At 50.0% G+C, this 18,502-nt stretch carries 20 protein-coding genes and 1 pseudogene; 10 read left to right on the top strand and 11 right to left on the bottom strand.

All coding sequences use genetic code 11. From position 1 onward, the window contains the following. Nucleotides 1–114: 114 nt before the first annotated feature. The 9 genes from VEB01_RS14630 to VEB01_RS14590 form a co-directional block, all read right to left on the bottom strand. Complete coding sequence (locus tag VEB01_RS14630) at nucleotides 115–1,905, bottom strand: tetratricopeptide repeat-containing glycosyltransferase family protein (RefSeq protein ID WP_324876664.1); 1,791 nt, start codon at nucleotides 1,903–1,905, stop codon at nucleotides 115–117. Next, on the bottom strand, nucleotides 1,899–3,773 hold the full coding sequence (locus VEB01_RS14625) for a tetratricopeptide repeat protein (RefSeq protein WP_324876662.1): 1,875 nt from the start codon (nucleotides 3,771–3,773) through the stop codon (nucleotides 1,899–1,901). Before VEB01_RS14625 ends, VEB01_RS14630 begins: the two co-directional genes overlap by 7 nt. Continuing rightward, entirely contained in the window at nucleotides 3,755–4,495 is a 741-nt protein-coding gene (locus VEB01_RS14620; protein WP_324876660.1) for a glycosyltransferase family protein, read from the bottom strand. Before VEB01_RS14620 ends, VEB01_RS14625 begins: the two co-directional genes overlap by 19 nt. A 134-nt stretch (nucleotides 4,496–4,629) precedes the next feature. After that, nucleotides 4,630–5,121: a DUF2919 family protein gene (locus VEB01_RS14615; protein ID WP_324876658.1), complete on the bottom strand. Its 492-nt coding sequence runs from the start codon at nucleotides 5,119–5,121 to the stop codon at nucleotides 4,630–4,632. A gap of 62 nt (nucleotides 5,122–5,183) precedes the next feature. Next, nucleotides 5,184–5,918, bottom strand: a complete 735-nt coding sequence (locus tag VEB01_RS14610) for a hypothetical protein (RefSeq protein WP_324876656.1) — start codon at nucleotides 5,916–5,918, stop codon at nucleotides 5,184–5,186. Then, complete coding sequence (locus VEB01_RS14605; protein ID WP_324876654.1) at nucleotides 5,902–6,669, bottom strand: FkbM family methyltransferase; 768 nt, start codon at nucleotides 6,667–6,669, stop codon at nucleotides 5,902–5,904. The genes VEB01_RS14610 and VEB01_RS14605 overlap by 17 nt, the downstream gene beginning before the upstream one ends. A 79-nt stretch (nucleotides 6,670–6,748) precedes the next feature. Further along, a complete protein-coding gene (locus VEB01_RS14600; RefSeq protein WP_324876652.1) occupies nucleotides 6,749–7,414 on the bottom strand; it encodes a class I SAM-dependent methyltransferase in 666 nt (221 codons plus the stop codon). Nucleotides 7,415–7,418: 4 nt separating this feature from the next. Next, on the bottom strand, nucleotides 7,419–9,218 hold the full coding sequence (locus tag VEB01_RS14595; protein ID WP_324876650.1) for a tetratricopeptide repeat protein: 1,800 nt from the start codon (nucleotides 9,216–9,218) through the stop codon (nucleotides 7,419–7,421). A 49-nt stretch (nucleotides 9,219–9,267) separates the two neighbouring features. Continuing rightward, nucleotides 9,268–9,579 (bottom strand): hypothetical protein, encoded by a 312-nt coding sequence (locus tag VEB01_RS14590; protein WP_324876648.1) that lies wholly within the window; start codon nucleotides 9,577–9,579, stop codon nucleotides 9,268–9,270. Nucleotides 9,580–10,281: 702 nt separating this feature from the next. Between VEB01_RS14590 and hisB the strand changes: the two genes are divergently transcribed. From hisB to VEB01_RS14545, 10 genes and pseudogenes are all read left to right on the top strand, one after another. Then, nucleotides 10,282–10,875, top strand: a complete 594-nt coding sequence (gene hisB, locus VEB01_RS14585) for an imidazoleglycerol-phosphate dehydratase HisB (protein WP_324876646.1) — start codon at nucleotides 10,282–10,284, stop codon at nucleotides 10,873–10,875. A 38-nt stretch (nucleotides 10,876–10,913) separates the two neighbouring features. After that, a complete protein-coding gene (gene hisH / locus VEB01_RS14580; RefSeq protein ID WP_324876644.1) occupies nucleotides 10,914–11,558 on the top strand; it encodes an imidazole glycerol phosphate synthase subunit HisH in 645 nt (214 codons plus the stop codon). A gap of 41 nt (nucleotides 11,559–11,599) precedes the next feature. Then, nucleotides 11,600–12,331 (top strand): 1-(5-phosphoribosyl)-5-[(5-phosphoribosylamino)methylideneamino]imidazole-4-carboxamide isomerase, encoded by a 732-nt coding sequence (gene hisA, locus VEB01_RS14575; protein ID WP_324876642.1) that lies wholly within the window; start codon nucleotides 11,600–11,602, stop codon nucleotides 12,329–12,331. 3 nt (nucleotides 12,332–12,334) lie between these two features. Then, nucleotides 12,335–13,099 (top strand): imidazole glycerol phosphate synthase subunit HisF, encoded by a 765-nt coding sequence (gene hisF / locus VEB01_RS14570; protein ID WP_324876640.1) that lies wholly within the window; start codon nucleotides 12,335–12,337, stop codon nucleotides 13,097–13,099. Then, nucleotides 13,096–13,488: a phosphoribosyl-AMP cyclohydrolase gene (gene hisI / locus VEB01_RS14565; protein WP_324876638.1), complete on the top strand. Its 393-nt coding sequence runs from the start codon at nucleotides 13,096–13,098 to the stop codon at nucleotides 13,486–13,488. The genes hisF and hisI overlap by 4 nt, the downstream gene beginning before the upstream one ends. A gap of 1 nt (nucleotide 13,489) precedes the next feature. Further along, nucleotides 13,490–13,813, top strand: a complete 324-nt coding sequence (locus VEB01_RS14560) for a phosphoribosyl-ATP diphosphatase (protein ID WP_324876637.1) — start codon at nucleotides 13,490–13,492, stop codon at nucleotides 13,811–13,813. Nucleotides 13,814–14,036: 223 nt separating this feature from the next. After that, nucleotides 14,037–14,408 (top strand): annotated as a pseudogene (locus VEB01_RS14555) (helix-turn-helix domain-containing protein); the annotation flags it as partial. Between the two features lie 20 nt (nucleotides 14,409–14,428). Continuing rightward, entirely contained in the window at nucleotides 14,429–14,599 is a 171-nt protein-coding gene (locus tag VEB01_RS23130; protein ID WP_414675487.1) for a helix-turn-helix domain-containing protein, read from the top strand. Next, on the top strand, nucleotides 14,577–15,104 hold the full coding sequence (locus VEB01_RS14550) for an IS630 family transposase (protein WP_324876633.1): 528 nt from the start codon (nucleotides 14,577–14,579) through the stop codon (nucleotides 15,102–15,104). Before VEB01_RS23130 ends, VEB01_RS14550 begins: the two co-directional genes overlap by 23 nt. 160 nt (nucleotides 15,105–15,264) lie before the next feature. Then, on the top strand, nucleotides 15,265–16,950 hold the full coding sequence (locus VEB01_RS14545) for a hypothetical protein (protein ID WP_324876631.1): 1,686 nt from the start codon (nucleotides 15,265–15,267) through the stop codon (nucleotides 16,948–16,950). Here VEB01_RS14545 and VEB01_RS14540 read toward each other — a convergent pair. Together VEB01_RS14540 and VEB01_RS14535 are read right to left on the bottom strand one after the other, a co-directional pair. Then, nucleotides 16,947–17,888, bottom strand: coding sequence for a GIDE domain-containing protein (locus tag VEB01_RS14540; RefSeq protein WP_324876629.1), 942 nt, complete (start codon nucleotides 17,886–17,888; stop codon nucleotides 16,947–16,949). The two genes, VEB01_RS14545 and VEB01_RS14540, sit on opposite strands and share 4 nt — an antisense overlap. 10 nt (nucleotides 17,889–17,898) lie before the next feature. After that, nucleotides 17,899–18,471: a LemA family protein gene (locus VEB01_RS14535; RefSeq protein WP_324876627.1), complete on the bottom strand. Its 573-nt coding sequence runs from the start codon at nucleotides 18,469–18,471 to the stop codon at nucleotides 17,899–17,901. Between the last annotated feature and the right edge of the window lie 31 nt (nucleotides 18,472–18,502).

Here is an 18,502-nt window from a genome sequence, read left to right as displayed (position 1 = left end):
GTCCCTGGACTCTTCAACCGAATGACCTTATCTTCACTCATGGCGTATTCGCTCCTCTCAACAGGAATGGATGACCTCGAAGACCATCCAGAATACGCCGCCTACCTCAGCCCCTCATCCACAACTTTCGAGCATAACTCTGAATTTATCCAAGGAATCCGCTACTTCATTGATCACCGAAGTCCAATCCCCTGCTTTTCTTTGACGAAATAATTTGACCGATGGATACCAAGGCAGCGTTTCGCCAGTTCGTAAATAACGCCATTCCGAAACTGCGGGAGTCAGAACCCACGCGGGTTTTCCCAGTGCTCCCGTTAGATGGACGATGGCAGTACATACTGTTATGACCAGATCCAACGTATATACCAGCGAGGCCGTCTGATCATAATCGTCGATTGCTTCGCGCCAGTAATGAATTTTTATGCCGAATTCACGCTCAATCTGTTCAATTTCTGACTGGCAATCTCCATACTGAAGGCAGATGAACTTTGCGCGAGTTTTGCCAAGAATCGGTATTAATGCTGATAATGGGATGCTCCGGTTCTTGATTCCCGTTTGGGACGTTCCCCCTTTCCACGAAATTCCAACTTTTAATCCGTCGCCGAGTTCTGCAAGCTTCTGCTGCCAATTTCGTACAAGCTGGGGATCGGCTCGTAAGTATCCCTTATGTGAAGGAAAGTCTGAGGATTTGTTTCGGAAATGGAGAGGCAAGCTACCAATCGGTATTTGATAATCGATCGGCGGGGCATCACGTAGCCAGGAAGGCGTGAATTCATGATCGCTGCCCACAACAGTCGCAGCCGGAAAAGAGCGGCGAAATAATGGTAGTAGGCGTCTATTGCAATCGACGATGCAATGCCCCGCTTGTGCAAGAATGTCAGGAAGGCATGAAGCGAACATGATTTCATCGCCCAGACCCTGTTCGCCGAAGACCAATAAGGTTTTCCCGTCTAATGGTTCTTCCCCTTTCCAGGGCGCATAAGGCAGGGCGCGAAAGGTTAAAACACCCTCAGCATGAAATCGTGCCTCATAAGCGGACCAGCCTTTTTCCCACTCTTCCGATGCGAGCCACAAATGAGAACGGAACCAGGTTGCGTCAAAATGGTTTGGCTCTTTCCGTAAAACGAATTCAAACTCATCGTGTGCAGATTCGAATTCGCCAAGATGGCGATAAGCGCATCCTAGATTTAGGCGAGTTTTAGAGCTGTTGGGTTGAAGCGTGGCTGCCGTTTTAAGGGGTTCAAGCGCCTGTCGATACTGTTCGGTTGCTAGTAAGACATTGCCTATATTATTCCAGACATCGGCGAAATCAGGCTTTAGTCGGACAGCTTCCCGGTAATTAAATAATGCCTCATCTAACTGCCGATGAGTGTGATACAGCGACCCAAGCAGTGCATAGGCGGCTGCCGAGCTAGGATCCAATTCAATCGTTTTCTTATAGCATTGAATGGCCTGGTCGATCTCGCCATTCTGTTTGTAAAGGTTTCCCATTTCTAAAAACGCCTGTCCACGATCAGGTCCGTAATGGGTCGAGATTCGATAGCAATCGAGGGCCTCATCAAATTGCCCTATTTTTTGGTAATAAGATCCGAGGCGAAAATAGATTTCAGCAGGCTCTCGATGGTGGTGAACGGCAGCCTCGAGATGATGAATGGCCGCCTGATAATTGCCTTGGGCTGATTCAATCTCAGCTAACAATTGGTGGGTTTCAGGATGCCAGCGCTCGATTTTCAGAATTTCCTTGCAATATTTCTCCGCGCTATCTATGTCGCCATGAGTAGCATGTTCTGACGCGGTTATGAATAGATTTTCAATCGTAAGTGAATCCGTTAACGCTCCCGTATCCCGCCCGTTATCATTTTCACCTTGCGTGAAATTCCAACGTTTCTTAAACCAGTTCAGCATGGCGTCGAAAAATGACTTTGAGGCTTCTCAAGCTGTCGTAAAACCTTGGTAATAACTTCTGACCAGTCGCCTTTGCGCGTTTGTCGAAACAGGCGAACTGTGGGGTACCATGGCAATGAGCTTCCTTCTTTGAGATATCTCCAATTGGCATTATCCGGTGTTAATACCCAAACCGGTCTTCCGAGGGCGCCACCTAAATGGACAAGCGTTGAGCAGACACAGATAACTAAGTCTAAAGCATTTACCAGTGCAGCTGTCTCATCCAGATCATCAATTGCCTCTTGCCAGTGCGGGAGGTCAATTCCATGATTTGCCTGCAGCATGGCTAGTTCATCTTGGCACTTGCCATATTGCAAGCTTACACACCGTATTTGGGGGAGCGTGAAAATCGGTGACAACTCTTCCAGATCGATCGAACGGCGGATTCTGTCAGTGCGAATCAGTCCTCCGCGCCACGCTACACCGATTTTCAAATTTTCTTTACCTAACTCTTGTAACCGTTGCTGCCAATACGCCACTCGATCAGACGAAGCTTGTAAGTAGCCGCGATGCGATGGAAATCCTGACGGTGAATTGCCGCAAAACCGTGGAAGACTGCCGATTGCAATTTGATTATGGACCGGAGGCAGTTTATCTAACCAATCTAAGTTACCGTTTGCTTCGGTTCCTTGAACCGTAGCTTTCGGAAAAGACCTCGCCATCAGCTTTGATAAACGAGCGGGACATTCAATAATGCAATGATCTGCCTGTGAAATTACGTCAGATAAGCAAGACCCGAACATTATGATGTCCCCCAATCCTTGCTCGGCATAAACCAATAGTGTACGACCTTCCAAGGGTTGCCCATCCCACTCGGGATAGGGAAAATGGCGGATGGGAGACTCGTTGGAAAATCTCCGAAACTCATAATGGTGCCATCCTTCCTGGAAATTGCCTAACCATAGATATAACTCGCCCAGACCAAAATTCGCCTCTGCTGCATCCGGATTAATTTTCAAGGCGCATTGATAATGATGAAAAGCTCTTGGTACATCGCCTAACTTTTTGAATAAAAGTCCTAGTGCAGTATGGACATCTGCATTGTTAGGGTTAATTCTTAAGGCTTCCTGCAGTTGTTCTTGTGCTTCTGAAAGATTCTGGAGATCAATTAATAGAAGCCCAAAATTTATGCGAACTTGAGAGTTATTGGGAGCCAATCGAATGGCTTCTCGCAAGTGTTGCTCTGCATCAACCAACTGTTCTTCGTCGCGTAGCGCCAAGCCATAATTGCTCAGCGCCAAACCAAAATCAGGCTTAGCTACAATGGCTTTTTTAAAGCAATATAATGCCTTTTTCGAGTTTCCAATTTTCTTGGCGATTATTCCGAGGTTATTCCAAGAGTGGGCAAAATTGGGATTAATGCGCAGTGCAGCTTGAAACTTCTCCGTAGCTGATTCGGTGTTGCCTAGAGCTACATCGACGACCCCAAGATTGCTTAATATCTCAACATTATCGGGTTGTAACCGATTAGCTTCTTTAAGCTGGGTATGCGCTTCCTTAAGGTCTCCTTTTTCATATAATAACAAACCAAGTCCTACACGTGTTTGAGCCGATTTTGGATTGCTTTGAAGGGCTTTCCAATACCACTTTTCGGATATGTCTATTTGTCCGCGTTTGGCACAAAGTTCCCCCATTAAATTCAGTGCGTCAACGTGGTTGGGAGCATGCTGAATTATTGAAAGAAAAACTTTCTCTGCCGCCCTAAAATCTCCGGATCGGTACTGGTCAAAGCCTTTTTTAAGTTCGTCGCTATAGGGATCTCTGTGCGGCTCCTTAACTGGTTTTTGCCTATTAGATGAAACCAGTTCTTTTAATATCCGACCGAGCACCGTTGCATCCTCAGGCTATTAACAACCTTGCCGTTGTTAGATGGAGCCGAACGTTGCTCTACCTGAAGCATCGTATCAAGTGCCCTGTTCCAAGCGTCTGAGTGTTCGCAGTTTTTGAATTCATTAAAGTACGGTCCGCCGATCGTGTAATGAACCAAAGAGGCATCAGGGTCAGGCTCATCGTACCCAACTAAGTGGTTCCAGCAGTGTGGAATCTCTCCGATCAGACTGTCGTCTTCCAACCACTTGAACTGGTGAAGCTCCAGTCCGCTTGCAGAATTTACATAGTCAGTGGTTAAAGCTTTGCATTTTTCATTGTTAAACAGCATCACACTAGACCAATTTTTCTTCTCGTACTTGGTTTGCGGTGCATCCAAGAACTTTATCTCTTCCCTTGGAATGTGAGTATGCTTGACCACCATAACTGCATAACGGCTATCACGCATCGCCCATAGTTTCGCGATATCGTGCAAAACCAACATATCGCAATCAAGAAAGAGTGACCACCCGGAGTAATTTGACAAATATGGAGTTAAAAACCGCGAAAACGAAAAATCAGTCGACTGTAGCGGGTGTCGTTCGCGTTTATAGATGCCCTTAAGCTGCGAAAGCATGAGCGGTGTAATTGACACTGGCTGCGTAGCTTGTGCGTGAATGCTATGGCTCAATACGCTAAAAGCTACGGCTTCTCGTGGGTCGTATCCAATAAAGACGTTAATCATATTGTTACCCTATAAATGGATTAAGATTGCTCATACGATCTTGTACCAATAAAGCGGAAATTGAGGCGATATGCCATTGGTTTCAAGTTGGATGTCTTTCATCACAACGTAGAGTAAGTATAGGTCGAGGCGGATTATTTTCCTGAAGGTTGCGGAAAATCCGAGAAGACGTCACGTACCTTGCGGGACCAACAAACATAGATGAGTACATAAACATCTAAAAGAAGTTGGGCTGTGGCAAAACCCTTAAGCCAGTCCTTGGTCATCGATGATAAGAGGGTGATATCTAGGATAGCGCCTGCAATTAAGAACCATGCTGCTCTAGCCCAAATCCATCGAACTAAAGAGCCAGATTTTCGAGAACGTTTGATCCAGGCTGTTAAAATAAATAAGGACGGTATGCTTGTTAGCATATGTAGTCCGCCAATCCCCTTTAAAAGGTAATCCATTTCGTTTGTGCCGGTCTTGCGTTGAATGGCCAGTGTTATAAAAGGCATCAGTAAGTGGCGGGAAAGATAAAAAATCGAAGCAAGAAGAAGTGGAGGCACTTTTAAGCAAAGATTTGCATCGAAGTCCGCTGGCGTGTACCCGTCAAATTGGTACTGGTTATTATTTTTGTCAGCCAAAGAAGGATTACCAATATAAATAGGTTGCTCTATTTTACGAGTCCAGGTTAGTAAGGTGATCGTTAGGCAGCATGCCTAACGATCTTGTTGATATAGATATTATATAGGAGAAGATTTCGTTGAATTCCTGTCTCGGTTATAGGTTCTACCCCATGAAAAGAGTTGTCAGTTCTTAAAAAACCGAAGAGAGAATTTGGTGTAAAGGGTGCAGTGGTTACCTTTTTGAATTCTGAAAAGCTATGATGCGTACCTCCATTACAAACGAAGCTTTCATCGGTTGGCGAATATATTGAAGTTCCCAGATGTTTAAGGCTGTCGTCATGTGGTAGATAAAATAAAAGCGAAATCAGCTTTCTTTGTGTGTCTGTGTGAGGAGGAATAGAGTAGTTTGAAAAGTCTCTAATTAATCTAACATCATTTTCAATGACCAATTTTATGTCTTTGTCAAAGCGCTGTTTGATGTCTTTATGAAACTTTTGTAGTAATACGTTTTGAAAGCGAGTTCCGTTTATCCAAGAAGATAGTTGTCTCCAGAAATCTAGGTGTTCGGCAGAAAATTCCTCGTTTTGGTTTAGGTCAGATAAAGAGCATATAAATCTTTCTGGATATGAGCCCTTGGGTACTGTTCCAGTTTCATCGAGACGTTTAAACTGGCTATTACTTGGTAAAAATTTTAAAAGAGCTTTATAAAAGTCTTCTGGAAAAATATCGGTTATATAAAAGTGCGGGAATGGATAGCGATTTATATGTGTATTTGCAATCTGATAATAGACGTACTGCTCAGCGTCGAAAAACATAATTTCCAACCCCTTTAAATGAGCCTTGTTTTCTTTGTGACTTCATTACTTGATCTTGTGAATAATCAAATCCTAAATCGAGCATGAAATCTATGATCTCCCAGTGCTTTTCAAGATTGGTATTAATTTCAATAAGTACGGATCTAACGTCTGCCCTCTCTAATGTACCCCTGGCGCCTTCAATTACCTTATGCTCAATTCCGTCGACATCAATTTTAATATGATTTGGAGAAGGGATGGCTTTGTCATCTAAGATAAGTTTATCGATCGTTGTTGAGAAGCATGCTTGTGTGAACGGGGCTAAGAAGCGTTCATGTTGAAAATTTATTGCTTCACCAAAGTTGTGGCAAGATCCTCCGGGCACAAATTCACTTAGATGTAGCTGATCAAAACGTGTTTCATTAGAGACAGCGATACAGAAGGCATCAACTGTTTTGTCTAAATCATTTAAGTAAATATTTTTATTAAGTAGCGCATAATTTTGAGACTCGGGTTCGAATGCAAAAACTCGTACCCCACTCGCCTTTGCTGCCCAAATGGTATACATGCCAACATTAGCGCCAATGTCAAAAAGAATTTCGTCTGGCCGGAAGGTGCTTATCCACTCTATCGTGTCTGGTTCCTTCGTAAAAAGAGTTTGAGCTCGCCAGACTGTATGCCGGTTAGGTGTGGAGAACGTTGCACAGATGCCGTTACTTTCTACTTTGATATGAGGATTGTAGCTTTCATATTCTTCTAGGGAGAGGGTCATGATATTAATCCTGGTAGCATCACCATTAGCCTTTAAAGATTACCAACGTTACGGTTAACATAAGATATGGTGATGCTAATTAATGGTCAGTATTTTGATTGGTAAGACAAGTTTCGACCATGCTTTTGCCATGATTAGTATCTGTCAATGTCTGAATCCAAACCTCCCATACTATCCCAGGGAAGTTTGTAGATATCTTATGAAAAATGTCTTGCCACCAGGATTCGGATTTAATGGTGATATGAGCGTTTTGGCCATTTGGTAAGCGCTTTTTTGCGGGATAACAGGCCACATTGGCAAACAGAAATTTTCTTGAAAATGAGAACATTTCTTCGATTATCCAGGGCAAATCTTCCTCAGGGCAATGCTCTAATACATCAGTTGATATCACGCCGTCGAATTTATTCTCCGGTAACCTGCTAAAGGGGGTATAGCATGGATCATAACAGTGAACGGAATCGATATCCCAATAATCGAGAATGCTGTCATATATATCTTGATCCCCGGCTTTAAATGGCATAGGATCATATTGCTTGCCTTTGCCGCTTCCATAGTCAAGTAAATTTGCAGACTCGGTTAGTTTAATCAATCGTTTAATTCTTTGTGCTTGAGGCGGTAAGCTCAAACCAGGAAAGGTGTTTTCGGCTGGTATACCGATGAACTTCTCGCCCTCAGTGTGCATTTCGCGATATTGATCGAGGAGATTGTTATAGCGTTGGCTTGGATTTAGTCGACTGTACGACATCACTTTAGACCCTTGTTGATCGAGTAATAGAGTCGGAGTTTCGTTCTTTAGAAAATATACTTAAGTCAGTTTTTATGCTTGAAATTACGGATGACCAGTCTCCATAGTGAAGTTGTCGGTATACTTTCACCCCTGGATACCAGGGCATGGAGTTTTCAGTAAGACCGTACCGCCATTCTGGACTCTTGGGCGCCATTACCCATACGTCTTTTCCTAAGGCACCTGCAAGGTGAATAATCGCAGTGCAGACACTGATGGTAAGATCCATGGCAGAAACAAGAGCGGCAGTTTCATCGTAGTCATTAATCGCTTCGGGCCAGTTGTGGATATATATCCCATGGATCTCAGAAAGTTTGCTCAACTCCGCTGCCGATTCACCAAACTGTAAATTGATGAAATGGACCTTTTTTGACTGCAAGATTGGTAACCAATGTTCAAGTGGAATAGAGCGCATAGGGCTTCGTGATTGTAGGGTGCCGCCACGCCACGAGATTCCGACTGTTCGCCCTTCTCCCAGAGCAGTGAGCTTCGCTTGCCAGTAAGCAACACGTCTTTCATCTGTCTTTAGATAGCCAGTATGATGATTTGGAAACTTTTTAAGGGTTCTGCGAAAGTGAAGCGGTAAACTGCCGATAGGCAAGTGGCAGTCTATCGGGGGCATATCAGTTAACCAATTTAGGTCGTCGTTCTGGCTGCCGCCGTGAATAGTAGCTTCTGGGAAAGATCGTTCGAAAATAGATTCGAGCTTTGGAGAACAATCGATTACGCAATGCTTTGCGCTAGCGATTACATCCGGCACGCAAGAAGCTAACATTATCTCATCACCCAGTCCTTGCTCTCCATGAATTAATATAGTTTTATTCGTGAGGTCGGAGCCGTCCCAAACTGGAAACGGGAAATTCCGGTTTGGGCGATCCTCACTTTCAAGCCGAATTTCGTAGTCGGGCCAGGCTTCTTCAAAGCGACCTTGAAGTAATAGCGCAAGGCTTCTGTGAAACCGTACCCAACGGTTGATCGGTGCTAGCTCTAATGCTTTGTCATAACTTTGGATTGCTTCATCTACCAGCCCCAAGTCCTGTAGGGCGATGCCTCGATTTCCATATAGTTCTGAGTCGGCTGATCGTAGACGAATAACTTCATTAAAGTGAGAAAGGGCCTGTTTTGGATCGAAATATCTTTTTAGCAGGATATAGCCGAGACCAGCGTGTGCAGTTACATGGTTGGAGTCAATGTCCAGAATCTTGATCAGAATATTCTGCGCTTGCTCATGCCTTCCCAATCGGTCGAGTAGAGCAATTAGGTCTTTAACGGCTGGTTCAAACCCTGGTTCGAGTTCAACGGCTTTCAAGAAGCAATCGACCGCATTTTCGTTGTGATTCTGTCGTTTGAGTGTGCAGCCTAAGTTATACCAAGCATTTAGATAATCAGGTCGTATGTTGATTGCTCGTTCATAGCTTTTTGTAGCCTGCTCTAAATCCTCTTGCAATTGAAATACATTTCCGAGATCTGTATGTGCCTCTGCCATACCGGGGTCGCTATGCATGGCTCGCTGGAGAAACTGGATGGCTTCGCTGTAGTTTCCGCCCATACCTTTTATACGGCCAAGCAGATGGTTGGCCTCGGGATGGTTGGGGCTTGCAGTCAAGATCTCCTTGCAACGAGCTTCAGCTTGAAGAACTTCCCCTCGTTCCAAATGCTGCCGGACTTGCTCTGTAATGCTTTTGAGTTCGCTTTGTCGATCTGATCGGTTAGAGTTCAGTCGCCGCAATCCATCGACTGCCTGTCTTAGAATTGTGCTTAGCATCGTGATTTTCGGGCGGGCTTGTCTAGACCTTGCTGCCTACTCCAGTAAGTTACTTGCGGCTTAAATAGACAACCAAGCCTTCTGTCGCTGTATCGATGAATTCAGAGCTATATCCCAGCTCTTTCAGTTCCCATCGGAAGTTATTGCCTAGCCTTGCCTTTCGGTAAACGCCCAGCTTATTGGCTTGTTTATACTGTTGCGCTTTGTTGTACGAATCTTCAAGAATTCTGCTGAGTCGGTTGACAGAAATCTTCTTTTCCTTCGTTGAATCCATAGCAGGTGGATAGCGTTTAGCGATGTCTTGCGCCAGGGTCTTAGCAAACACATCGAGTTCTTTATTCTTTTTAAACCAACCGAACATAGTTTTCTCTCTTCGTCTATTGGGTGCGGTTTCTACGGAATGGCGTAAGCAATTCTGCTGATATCGTAGGGCGAGACGGTTTTTAAAGGGACTTAACGAAACTAGATTGATGCTAAATCTAGCACAACTGATGCAGTTCGGATTTTGCCGAAATGCTCTCAGAGGAGACACACCATCGGTGTGGAAAAAGCTGAGCTTCCGTCAGCGATTGATCGAAATCGTGATGCCAGTTGCAAACTGTATGTGCAGAAATCTTGATGGGGTGGCTGAGTTGCTAAGGACGGCACGATTGCCAGTAAGATACAGGCTGGGCCATGAGTAACGGGTCAAAAGATTGCATGTCGATAGTTGGTGTCCCCACCAGTCTCTTTTTTTTGCAATCGCGAGTTGATTTTGCGTTCGCGTAATAAAGAAGCCCCGAAACGAATTCCTTTCGCTCGGGGCTATCGCCTGCTTGGTTGGCTATCAAGTCACGTCCTGATGGTTATCCTGCAAGAGATTTGGCAATCCTGACTTCCGTGTTGGCGACTTGAGGAGTGTCGCAGAAGTTCTTCTTCCGGCTAAGTCAGAAAAGGCTGAAAATGATGTAAGCATGTGCTTACGTGCGGAATGGGTCGATAGCTATCGTGAATCGGGCTTAGCAAGACCCGCTAGCCGTTATATCATGTAGGGCGGATTGATCCAGAAGACCTCTTATCATTTATGACGAGCCGTACCGCCGAAGTAGATCGCAATACATTGGAGACCCAGGTTCGGGTTTGTCTTAACTTGGATGGGAGTGGCGTGGGCGTTTTCGAGACCGGTGTTCCTTTCCTCGACCACATGCTGGATCAGGTGGCGCGGCATGGGTTGATCGACCTTGAGGTGCGTGCGAAGGGCGATCTGCACATCGATGCCCACCACACGGTGGAGGACATCGGCATTACGCTGGGCCAGGCGGTGGAAAAGGCATTGGGCAGCAAGAAGGGAATACGGCGTTACGGCCATGCCTATATTCCCTTGGACGAAGCCTTGTCGCGCGTCGTGATTGATTTTTCCGGGCGCCCCGGTTTATCTTACGACGTAGTTTTTCCGCGTGCCCGTATAGGCGAATTCGATGTCGATTTGCTACTCGAGTTTTTTCGGGGCTTCGTCAATCACGCCAGAGTTACCTTACACATCGATAATCTAAAGGGACAGAATGCCCACCATATCGCCGAAACCATCTTCAAGGCTTTCGGCCGCGCCATGAGAATGGCCTTGGAACCGGATGCTAGGATGCAGGACGTCGTCCCATCGACTAAGGGATTAATTTAAGAAATTTCCACGGAACTTTCACCCCACCGTTTTTGACCATGTCTTCCGTTGCAGTCATCGATTATGGAATGGGAAATCTCCATTCCATAGCCAAGGCGCTTCAGCACGCCCACTCCGAAACCGCCGTGATCGTCACGGATCATCCTAATAAAATTCTCGATGCCGACCGGGTGGTGTTTCCGGGGGTTGGAGCGATCCGCGATTGCATGAATGCATTGGCCGATCGGGGCCTCGCAACCGTTTTGGAACAGGTGGCGGCTTCGAAGCCGCTCTTGGGCGTCTGCCTAGGGATGCAGGCTTTGCTCGACGAGAGCGAGGAAAACAATGGGACGGCTTGCTTGGGTTTGATTCCCGGGCAAGTTGTGCGCTTCGCCGACGGGATGACGGACGGCGCAGGCCAATCCTTGAAAATTCCGCATATGGGATGGAACCGGGTCCATCAGGAAACCGATCATCCGTTATGGCAAGGCATCGAATCCGGCAGTTGGTTTTATTTCATTCACAGCTATTTCGCTCGGCCGGTCAATTCCATTAATGTTGCGGCGACCACCGATTATCCGAAGCCGTTCGCTTCGGCGCTGGTGCGCGAAAATATCTTTGCTGTTCAGTTTCACCCCGAAAAGAGCCAGGAAGCCGGCTTGCGATTACTGGCTAATTTTCTAAACTGGGACCCGGGGCGATAAGGCACCGATTATTCACTCTATCCGTTATTGAGGATTTTCCTATGCTTTTGATACCTGCTATCGATCTGAAAGATGGCAAGTGTGTCCGTTTGCGGCAAGGCCGCATGGAAGACGATACGGTTTTTTCCGATGACCCGGTGGCGGTGGCGGGAAAATGGGTATCGGAGGGCGCGAAGCGCCTGCATCTGGTCGATTTGAACGGTGCCTTTGCCGGGGTTCCGCGCAATGCGGAAGTCATCCATGCCATCCGCGAAGCCTATCCGGATGTGCAAATCCAGGTGGGTGGCGGAATTCGGGACGAAGAAACGATCCAGGGGTACCTGAATGCCGGTGTCGATTACGTTATCGTCGGTACCAAGGCGGTCAGCGCGCCTCATTTCGTACGTGAAGTCGCGGCGGAATTTCCCAATCACATTATCGTCGGTTTGGATGCGAAAGACGGCAAAGTGGCCATCGACGGTTGGTCCAAGTTATCTCATCACGATGTGATCGACCTGGCGAAGAAGTTCGAGGATGACGGAGTTGAAGCCATCATTTACACCGACATTAGCCGGGATGGAATGATGGAAGGCGTCAATGTCGAGGCGACGGCAAAGCTGGCGCGCTCCATACGCATTCCGGTCATCGCTTCGGGCGGCATCCGGAGTATTCAAGATATTCATGCCTTGGGTAACGTGGTCGGCGACGGTGTCATGGGCGCCATTACCGGCCGGGCTATTTATGAGGGCACCCTTAACTTCGCCGAAGCCCGCAAAGTGGCGGAAGAATACTGATCCATGCTTGCCAAGCGCATTATTCCCTGCCTGGATGTGGACAACGGACGCGTGGTCAAGGGCGTCCGCTTTGTCGATATCAAAGATGCGGGAGATCCCGTCGAGATCGCTAGGCGCTACGACCGGGAAGGGGCGGATGAACTTACGTTTCTCGATATCACCGCCAGTTCGGACAATCGCGACACGATGGTGCACGTCGTGGAGCAGGTGGCGGGCGAGATTTTTATCCCGCTTACCGTGGGCGGCGGTATCCGTACGCTGGACGATATCCGGCGCATGCTGAATGCCGGTGCCGACAAGGTCAGCATCAACAGCGCCGCGGTCGCCCGGCCCGAATTCGTGCGCGAAGCGGCGGAGCGCTTCGGGTCCCAATGCATCGTTGTCGCCCTCGATGCCAAGCAGGTGTCCGAAAATCCCAAGCGATGGGAGATCTTTACCCATGGGGGACGCAAGCCGACCGGCCTCGATGCCATCGAATGGGCTTGCCGCATGGTAGCTTACGGGGCCGGCGAAATCCTTTTGACCAGTATGGACCGGGACGGCACCAAACAGGGTTTTGATCTGGAACTGACTCGGGCAATCAGCGAAGCCGTATCGGTACCGGTGATCGCCTCGGGCGGTGTCGGCAATTTGCAGCACCTGGCCGACGGGATTTTGCAGGGCAAAGCTGACGCGGTCTTGGCGGCCAGCATATTCCACTTCGCCGAATACGCCATTCGTGAAGCCAAGGAGCACTTGGCGGCTCAGGGTATCGAGGTTCGGCTGTGACAGCGTCCGCATGGCTCGATGAAATCAGTTGGACGTCGGACGGGCTCGTGCCCGTAATCGCTCAGGAAGCAGCCACGGGACAGGTTCTCATGTTCGCCTGGATGAACCGGGAAGCTTTGCAGCTTACCGCCGCGGAAGGCTATGCAGTGTACTGGTCGCGTTCCCGGAACCGGCTTTGGCAGAAGGGTGAGGAATCCGGACATCGGCAGAAAGTGCTGGAAATGCGCCTGGATTGCGACGCGGACGTGATTTTGCTCAAGGTCGAGCAGATCGGCGGCATCGCCTGTCATACCGGTCGCCACCACTGTTTTTATCGGGTGTTGCGGGATGGTTCCTGGGAAACGGTGGAACCCGTCCTGAAATCTCCGGAAGCGATGTACAAGCGCTGATATGGACGTGTTGAGAGAGTTGGCCAGGGTGCTCGAAGAACGGAAATCCCAGGATCCGCAACAATCCTATGTGGCAAGTCTTTATGCCAAGGGACTCGATGCTATCTTGAAGAAAATCGGCGAAGAAGCCACCGAAACGGTGATGGCCGCCAAGGACGGAAATCCGGACAAAATCATCTACGAAGTGGCGGACTTGTGGTTTCATAGCTTGGTGTTGCTGGCTCACCAGGGTTTGAGCCCGGATCAGGTGCTGGCCGAATTGCAGAGACGATTCGGTCTCTCAGGGTTAGAAGAAAAAGCGGGCCGCGGTGAAAAGGCCGGTTAAGCCGGTTACGATTCTCGACGATTCTTTTTGTGTCATGCGCGCTTGATAAGGCGCACGTCCGGCCCGTCTGAAAGCGCTTGGCTGGTTTGTCAATCTCCCGTAAATCCCTTCCTCGGGAATCATAATCTCCGTCTTTTTTCTCGGCTGACGTCTAATACGGAACTGAAATAATTCCCGGACAGGCGTACGCTTAAGATCTCTAGTTGACCTGGGAGTGATCAGGATGAGTTCGACTAGCACCGTTTCCCAGTGGCTGTCCGCCGCGCAACTGGCTGCTGCGGCACGCCGCGAACCGAACGCCCGAGTGCGCTGCCGGATCCTGGCCATCCGCCATTTAGTAGCCGGCCACCGCATCGACGAGACGGCTGGTCTGTTTGCCTTGGGCCGCACACAGTTGTATGGCTGGGTACGGCGCTACAATGCCGTGGGACTGGCGGGGCTTGCGGATCGGCCACGCTCGGGCCGCCCGACGCACCTGCCGCACGAACAAGAGGCGGCTTTTCTGGCCCGCCTGCACGCCGGCCCGCCGCCCGAGGCGGGGCTGTCGGCTTATCGAGGAGAGGACCTCCGCCGTCTGCTGAAAGACGAGTTCGAGGCCAAGTATTCGTTGGCCGGGTGTACCGGCTCTTGCACCGGCTCAAGCAATCGAACCTCGTGCCCCGGCCCAAGCACCCCGACAGTGACCCCGACACGCAGGCCGCATTTATCAAAAAATCTGCCGACCCAACTGGCGGACGTGCAGCGCGCCCATCCCTAGTGTCACGTGCAACTATGGTTTCAGGATGAAGCGCGCTTTGGCCAACAGGGCACTTTAAGCCGGGGGTGGGCCGACCAAGGCAGCCGCCCCTGCCGGCCCCGGCAAACTGAGTACCGCTACGTGTATCTCTTTGGCGCCGTGTGTCCGGCTACTGGCGAGACCAACGCCTGGCTCATGCCGGTGGCGAACACGGCGGCGATCCAGGTGCAGTTGGACGACTTGAGCCGGCAGCTCGCCGCCCGTGTGCACGCCGTCTTGGTGCTCGATCGGGCCGGCTGGCACATGGCCCCAGCGCTGAGGGTGCCGCACAACCTGACGTTGTTGCCCCTGCCCGTGCGCTCCCCCGAACTCAACCCGGCCGGGGGCCTCTGGCATGAACTGCGTCAGCGGCACTTGAGCAACCGAGTCTATGCCGATCAAACTGCGCTCGACGATGCGGTGGCCACCGCCTGGAATACCCTGGTGGACGATCCCACTCGGCTGAGGCGCCTGTGCGACTTCGCCTGGATCAAAGCCGCTCGGGAGACCGTTTGATGTTCGAGAACTTCTTCAGATCCGTATAAGCGTCAAATCCGGGGCTACACTTAATCGGCGGTTGTTATTCTGCAATTAACACCGTATCGATAATTCATTTTAAAAAAAATAAAAAACTATTCCTCTCGCATAGTGTTTCTGCTGTGCTCCGGAGATTCAAATGACGCTTCCCGCTCCCACTCCTTCGTCGGTTAACGTTTGGTTGGCGGAGCTTCCGCTGGCAAATCTGGAGTACTGTTCCGATGCGGTAATGGCGGCATTGGAAGCGTTCAACGCCAGGCCCGATCTTCCGGGAACGATCAGGTTCGAGCTGGCTGAGCTGATCAGGCCCTGTGCCCTGATGCTGGCCGAACGCAACCAATCCCATTTTGTTGACGCGCCCTTGCCGTATCTTCCCGGCCCTAGGGTACATGCCATTTTCAGCTTGCAGCTTTATCAAGGGCTTGCGGCGGCTTATCGATTGTCGGTCTCCGATTTCCTGCTTCATGCCAATCGGACCAGCGATGCTCTAGGTTTCGGCCTTTATCGTTTTTTCCAGCATTCCGGGCGGATCTTGCTGAATTCCGCGCAGCTTTATGAATTTTCCGGCGAGAGTTTTTGGTCGGAGTTATATCGCTTATACCTTGAAGCCGAGGGGCGAGGACTTCAGTCGATGCGGATTGAGGATGCGGATGAACCGGATGCTTGTAAGACGCCTCTCGGCCAATTCAAACGTATTTTGTTGTTTGCCCTCGCCGACGTCCATCGCTTCCGGCAAAGAGATATGCAGCGCATTTTTAGCTTGCTGGGCAAAGCTGCCGAGCAAGCGGATTGGAGCCGAGAACCCGTGCGTAACGGCGCATTTTGTGTCGATTTTGCTACTGACCGGCCGCCCTTTCGCTGCCGTGCTCACGAGGGTGTGCCGCAACCGAATTTAAGGTCACTGTCTACTTTCCAGTTGGCATCTGCGTTACAGAAAGAGGCGAAGAAATTCACTTTGGCTGGAGCAAAGGGCGCCATCGATAAGGTGTTGCTCATGCGGTTGGGGAATACCTTTGGGGCCATGGACCACCGGAGATCAAGGCGTTCGGTGGAGGATGGCGAATGCTCGGTAATTATAGGCTTGCCGGGGTTGATTCGCGTTTTGTCCGCGCCTTCGGTTCTACGTGAAGGCAGTCAGCCCGGTTTGCCTGTTTTCAAGGTTCAGCAAGCCGAGTGGTTGGGGATTCCTCAATGCGAGCTGACGACCAACGAAGGCGCGATGTTGAATACAGTCGAGGGCCGCGCCGATCGAAACGAATCTGCGATCAATAGCCTGCTCGATGACGACCAATTCCATGTTTCGCGCGATCAAATCTGGGGAGGACAGACGATTGGTCAGGTCGATAGTTCAGAGCTTGAATCGGGCTTGAAAGGCGACATCGTTAACTCGAGTTCTCGCGGGTATTGCATTATCTGGCTGCAAGACCAGATATCCAAAGCCAAGACCGGAGAGTTGGTCGGCGTATCCGTGAATAGGGGAATGCCGCATGTCGGCGTCATGCGTTGGTTAATCTACGATTATGGCCTTTTGAAGTTCGGTGTGGAGTTGCTGGCACCGACTGCCGAAGTCGTGGACTTGGCGGATGATTCCTTAACTCCGAAGGGGATGGGCCTGCTTTTGCCGCTCAATCCGATTTTGCGGAAAGCTCCGGAGCTATTGGTTTCTTCAGACGGGATCGAGCCGGGAACCGTATTGCAGATTACCGGAGAACGGGTGCGGCAGTGGTACCGCTTGGAAGAGTTGCTTGAGACAAACCCTTCGATCACGCGTTTCTCGCTGGCCGAAGTTCCATCCGATCTAGCGAATGGTTCAGTGGACGTCTAGAGAATGGAGCCAAGCCGCAAATGTAATGCCCAGGTCGTTGAACTGCCCGCGATTAGGAAGCCCATCACCGCAATCCAGGCATTACGGCGATATCGCTCGGTCAATTTCTCCTGTGGGATGACCGATAGCAGATAAGGGCGGCCATAATCCGGATTTTTCATCAGATGAAACTCGGTTTGTCTCGTTTTCTCGCGCCAGGACGCCATGACTTCGCGTTCGGCGTGCTGCCGGGCCAGTTCCCATTCCTCTGCGTCGATTTCGCTGTTGCCATCCGTATCGAAGCGCTTAATAAGCTCGGAGCGGTTTTGCTTCCATCGGCTCAAAAGATCGCGTACCTCGGTATGGAGGGTAACGCTGTCGGCGCCGAGAGACACAAACTGCCCGATGACATAAAGCGGGTCGTTTGGCTGAATGCGGTATTCCGTATACCGATACGGGCCGGAAGAGAATAGCGAATTCCAAAAGCCGGTTTGCTGGGGAGCATATCCGGGACGCGCTAGCTGACCGCGCCATTTAACTCGAATGGAAGGCGTGACCTCCGCGCCCCCGGGGTCGACGATGCACCGCCCGGTGTCGTCTTCCAGGTGGAAAATGGCTTCGCTCACTCCACTCTCGATTGTTTGCCACCGGGTTGTGCTGCGGCCATCTTCAAAATCGGTTTCTTGCTTCTCGACCTTATAGCTGTACCAGACGCAACGTGCGCCGCTCAGGGGAGCGTGGATCGGTTCGCCGTCCATCAGTTGAGCTCGACCTTCGAGTTCGACATAGCCTTGGGCGGCCGAGCGGACCTTGGCGGTGGGCGTGTCGGCGATTAGGCGTGCACGATGCAGCCAGCGAAAGGCGAGATAGAAGCAGGCCGCTCCAACTAGGCCGGTAAAACCTATCGCCAGCCAAAAGTGTTGCGGAGACGATTGAAGGGCGATGTCGCGAAAGAGCACGGCTTTCGCCTCAGCCGAACAGCGCCTTCAGGTCCACGTCGCGTTTTTCTTCCTCGGAGAACTCCAGCAGTTCGAACGGTTTGAACCCGAAGAGCCGGGCAATGACCACGTCCGGAAACTCTTCCAGGCGGACGTTGTTGTTGTTGACACTCTCGTTATAGAACTCGCGGCGGTCGGCAATGGCGTTTTCGAGCCCGGTAATGCGGGATTCCAATGTCCGGAAGGATTCGTCCGCCTTTAGGTCGGGATACGCTTCCGCTACCGCGAAGAGCTGCATCAAACCTTGCCGGAGCTGGCTTTCCGCAACGCCGAGGGCATGGAGGTTCGAGGACTCCCGCGCCGCCGAAATTCCGGCGCGAGCCTGCATGACCTTTTCCAGCGTCTCCCGCTCGTGTTGCATGTACTGCTTGCAGGTTTCAACGAGTTTCGGCAATTCGTCGTGACGCTGTTTGAGCAGCACGTCGATGTTGGACCAGGCTTTTGCGGTATCATGCTTCAAATTAACCAGCCGGTTGTAAATCAAGACGGCATACACGATCACGAATAGGATCGTGCCGATCAGAATGAAACCGCCTACGCTCATAATCTCTCCTCTTGCTCCTGAAGTTGAATAG

The sequence above is a fragment of the Methylocaldum sp. genome (assembly GCF_035627495.1).
In the GTDB taxonomy this organism is placed as follows: Bacteria; Pseudomonadota; Gammaproteobacteria; order Methylococcales; family Methylococcaceae; genus Methylocaldum.
This window is presented reverse-complemented; position numbering and strand designations above follow the sequence as displayed.

What these genes read in the sequence shown, in the direction of transcription:
- VEB01_RS14595 (WP_324876650.1), bottom strand. Translation starts at nt 9,218, where the DNA reads ATGCTAAGCACAATTCTAAGACAGGCAGTCGATGGATTGCGGCGACTG.
- VEB01_RS14630 (WP_324876664.1), bottom strand. Translation starts at nt 1,905, where the DNA reads ATGCTGAACTGGTTTAAGAAACGTTGGAATTTCACGCAAGGTGAAAAT.
- hisH (WP_324876644.1), top strand. Translation starts at nt 10,914, where the DNA reads ATGTCTTCCGTTGCAGTCATCGATTATGGAATGGGAAATCTCCATTCC.
- VEB01_RS14560 (WP_324876637.1), top strand. Translation starts at nt 13,490, where the DNA reads ATGGACGTGTTGAGAGAGTTGGCCAGGGTGCTCGAAGAACGGAAATCC.
- hisB (WP_324876646.1), top strand. Translation starts at nt 10,282, where the DNA reads ATGACGAGCCGTACCGCCGAAGTAGATCGCAATACATTGGAGACCCAG.
- hisF (WP_324876640.1), top strand. Translation starts at nt 12,335, where the DNA reads ATGCTTGCCAAGCGCATTATTCCCTGCCTGGATGTGGACAACGGACGC.
- VEB01_RS14605 (WP_324876654.1), bottom strand. Translation starts at nt 6,669, where the DNA reads ATGACCCTCTCCCTAGAAGAATATGAAAGCTACAATCCTCATATCAAA.
- hisA (WP_324876642.1), top strand. Translation starts at nt 11,600, where the DNA reads ATGCTTTTGATACCTGCTATCGATCTGAAAGATGGCAAGTGTGTCCGT.
- VEB01_RS14620 (WP_324876660.1), bottom strand. Translation starts at nt 4,495, where the DNA reads ATGATTAACGTCTTTATTGGATACGACCCACGAGAAGCCGTAGCTTTT.
- VEB01_RS14545 (WP_324876631.1), top strand. Translation starts at nt 15,265, where the DNA reads ATGACGCTTCCCGCTCCCACTCCTTCGTCGGTTAACGTTTGGTTGGCG.
- VEB01_RS14610 (WP_324876656.1), bottom strand. Translation starts at nt 5,918, where the DNA reads ATGTTTTTCGACGCTGAGCAGTACGTCTATTATCAGATTGCAAATACA.
- VEB01_RS14600 (WP_324876652.1), bottom strand. Translation starts at nt 7,414, where the DNA reads ATGTCGTACAGTCGACTAAATCCAAGCCAACGCTATAACAATCTCCTC.
- VEB01_RS14590 (WP_324876648.1), bottom strand. Translation starts at nt 9,579, where the DNA reads ATGTTCGGTTGGTTTAAAAAGAATAAAGAACTCGATGTGTTTGCTAAG.
- VEB01_RS14535 (WP_324876627.1), bottom strand. Translation starts at nt 18,471, where the DNA reads ATGAGCGTAGGCGGTTTCATTCTGATCGGCACGATCCTATTCGTGATC.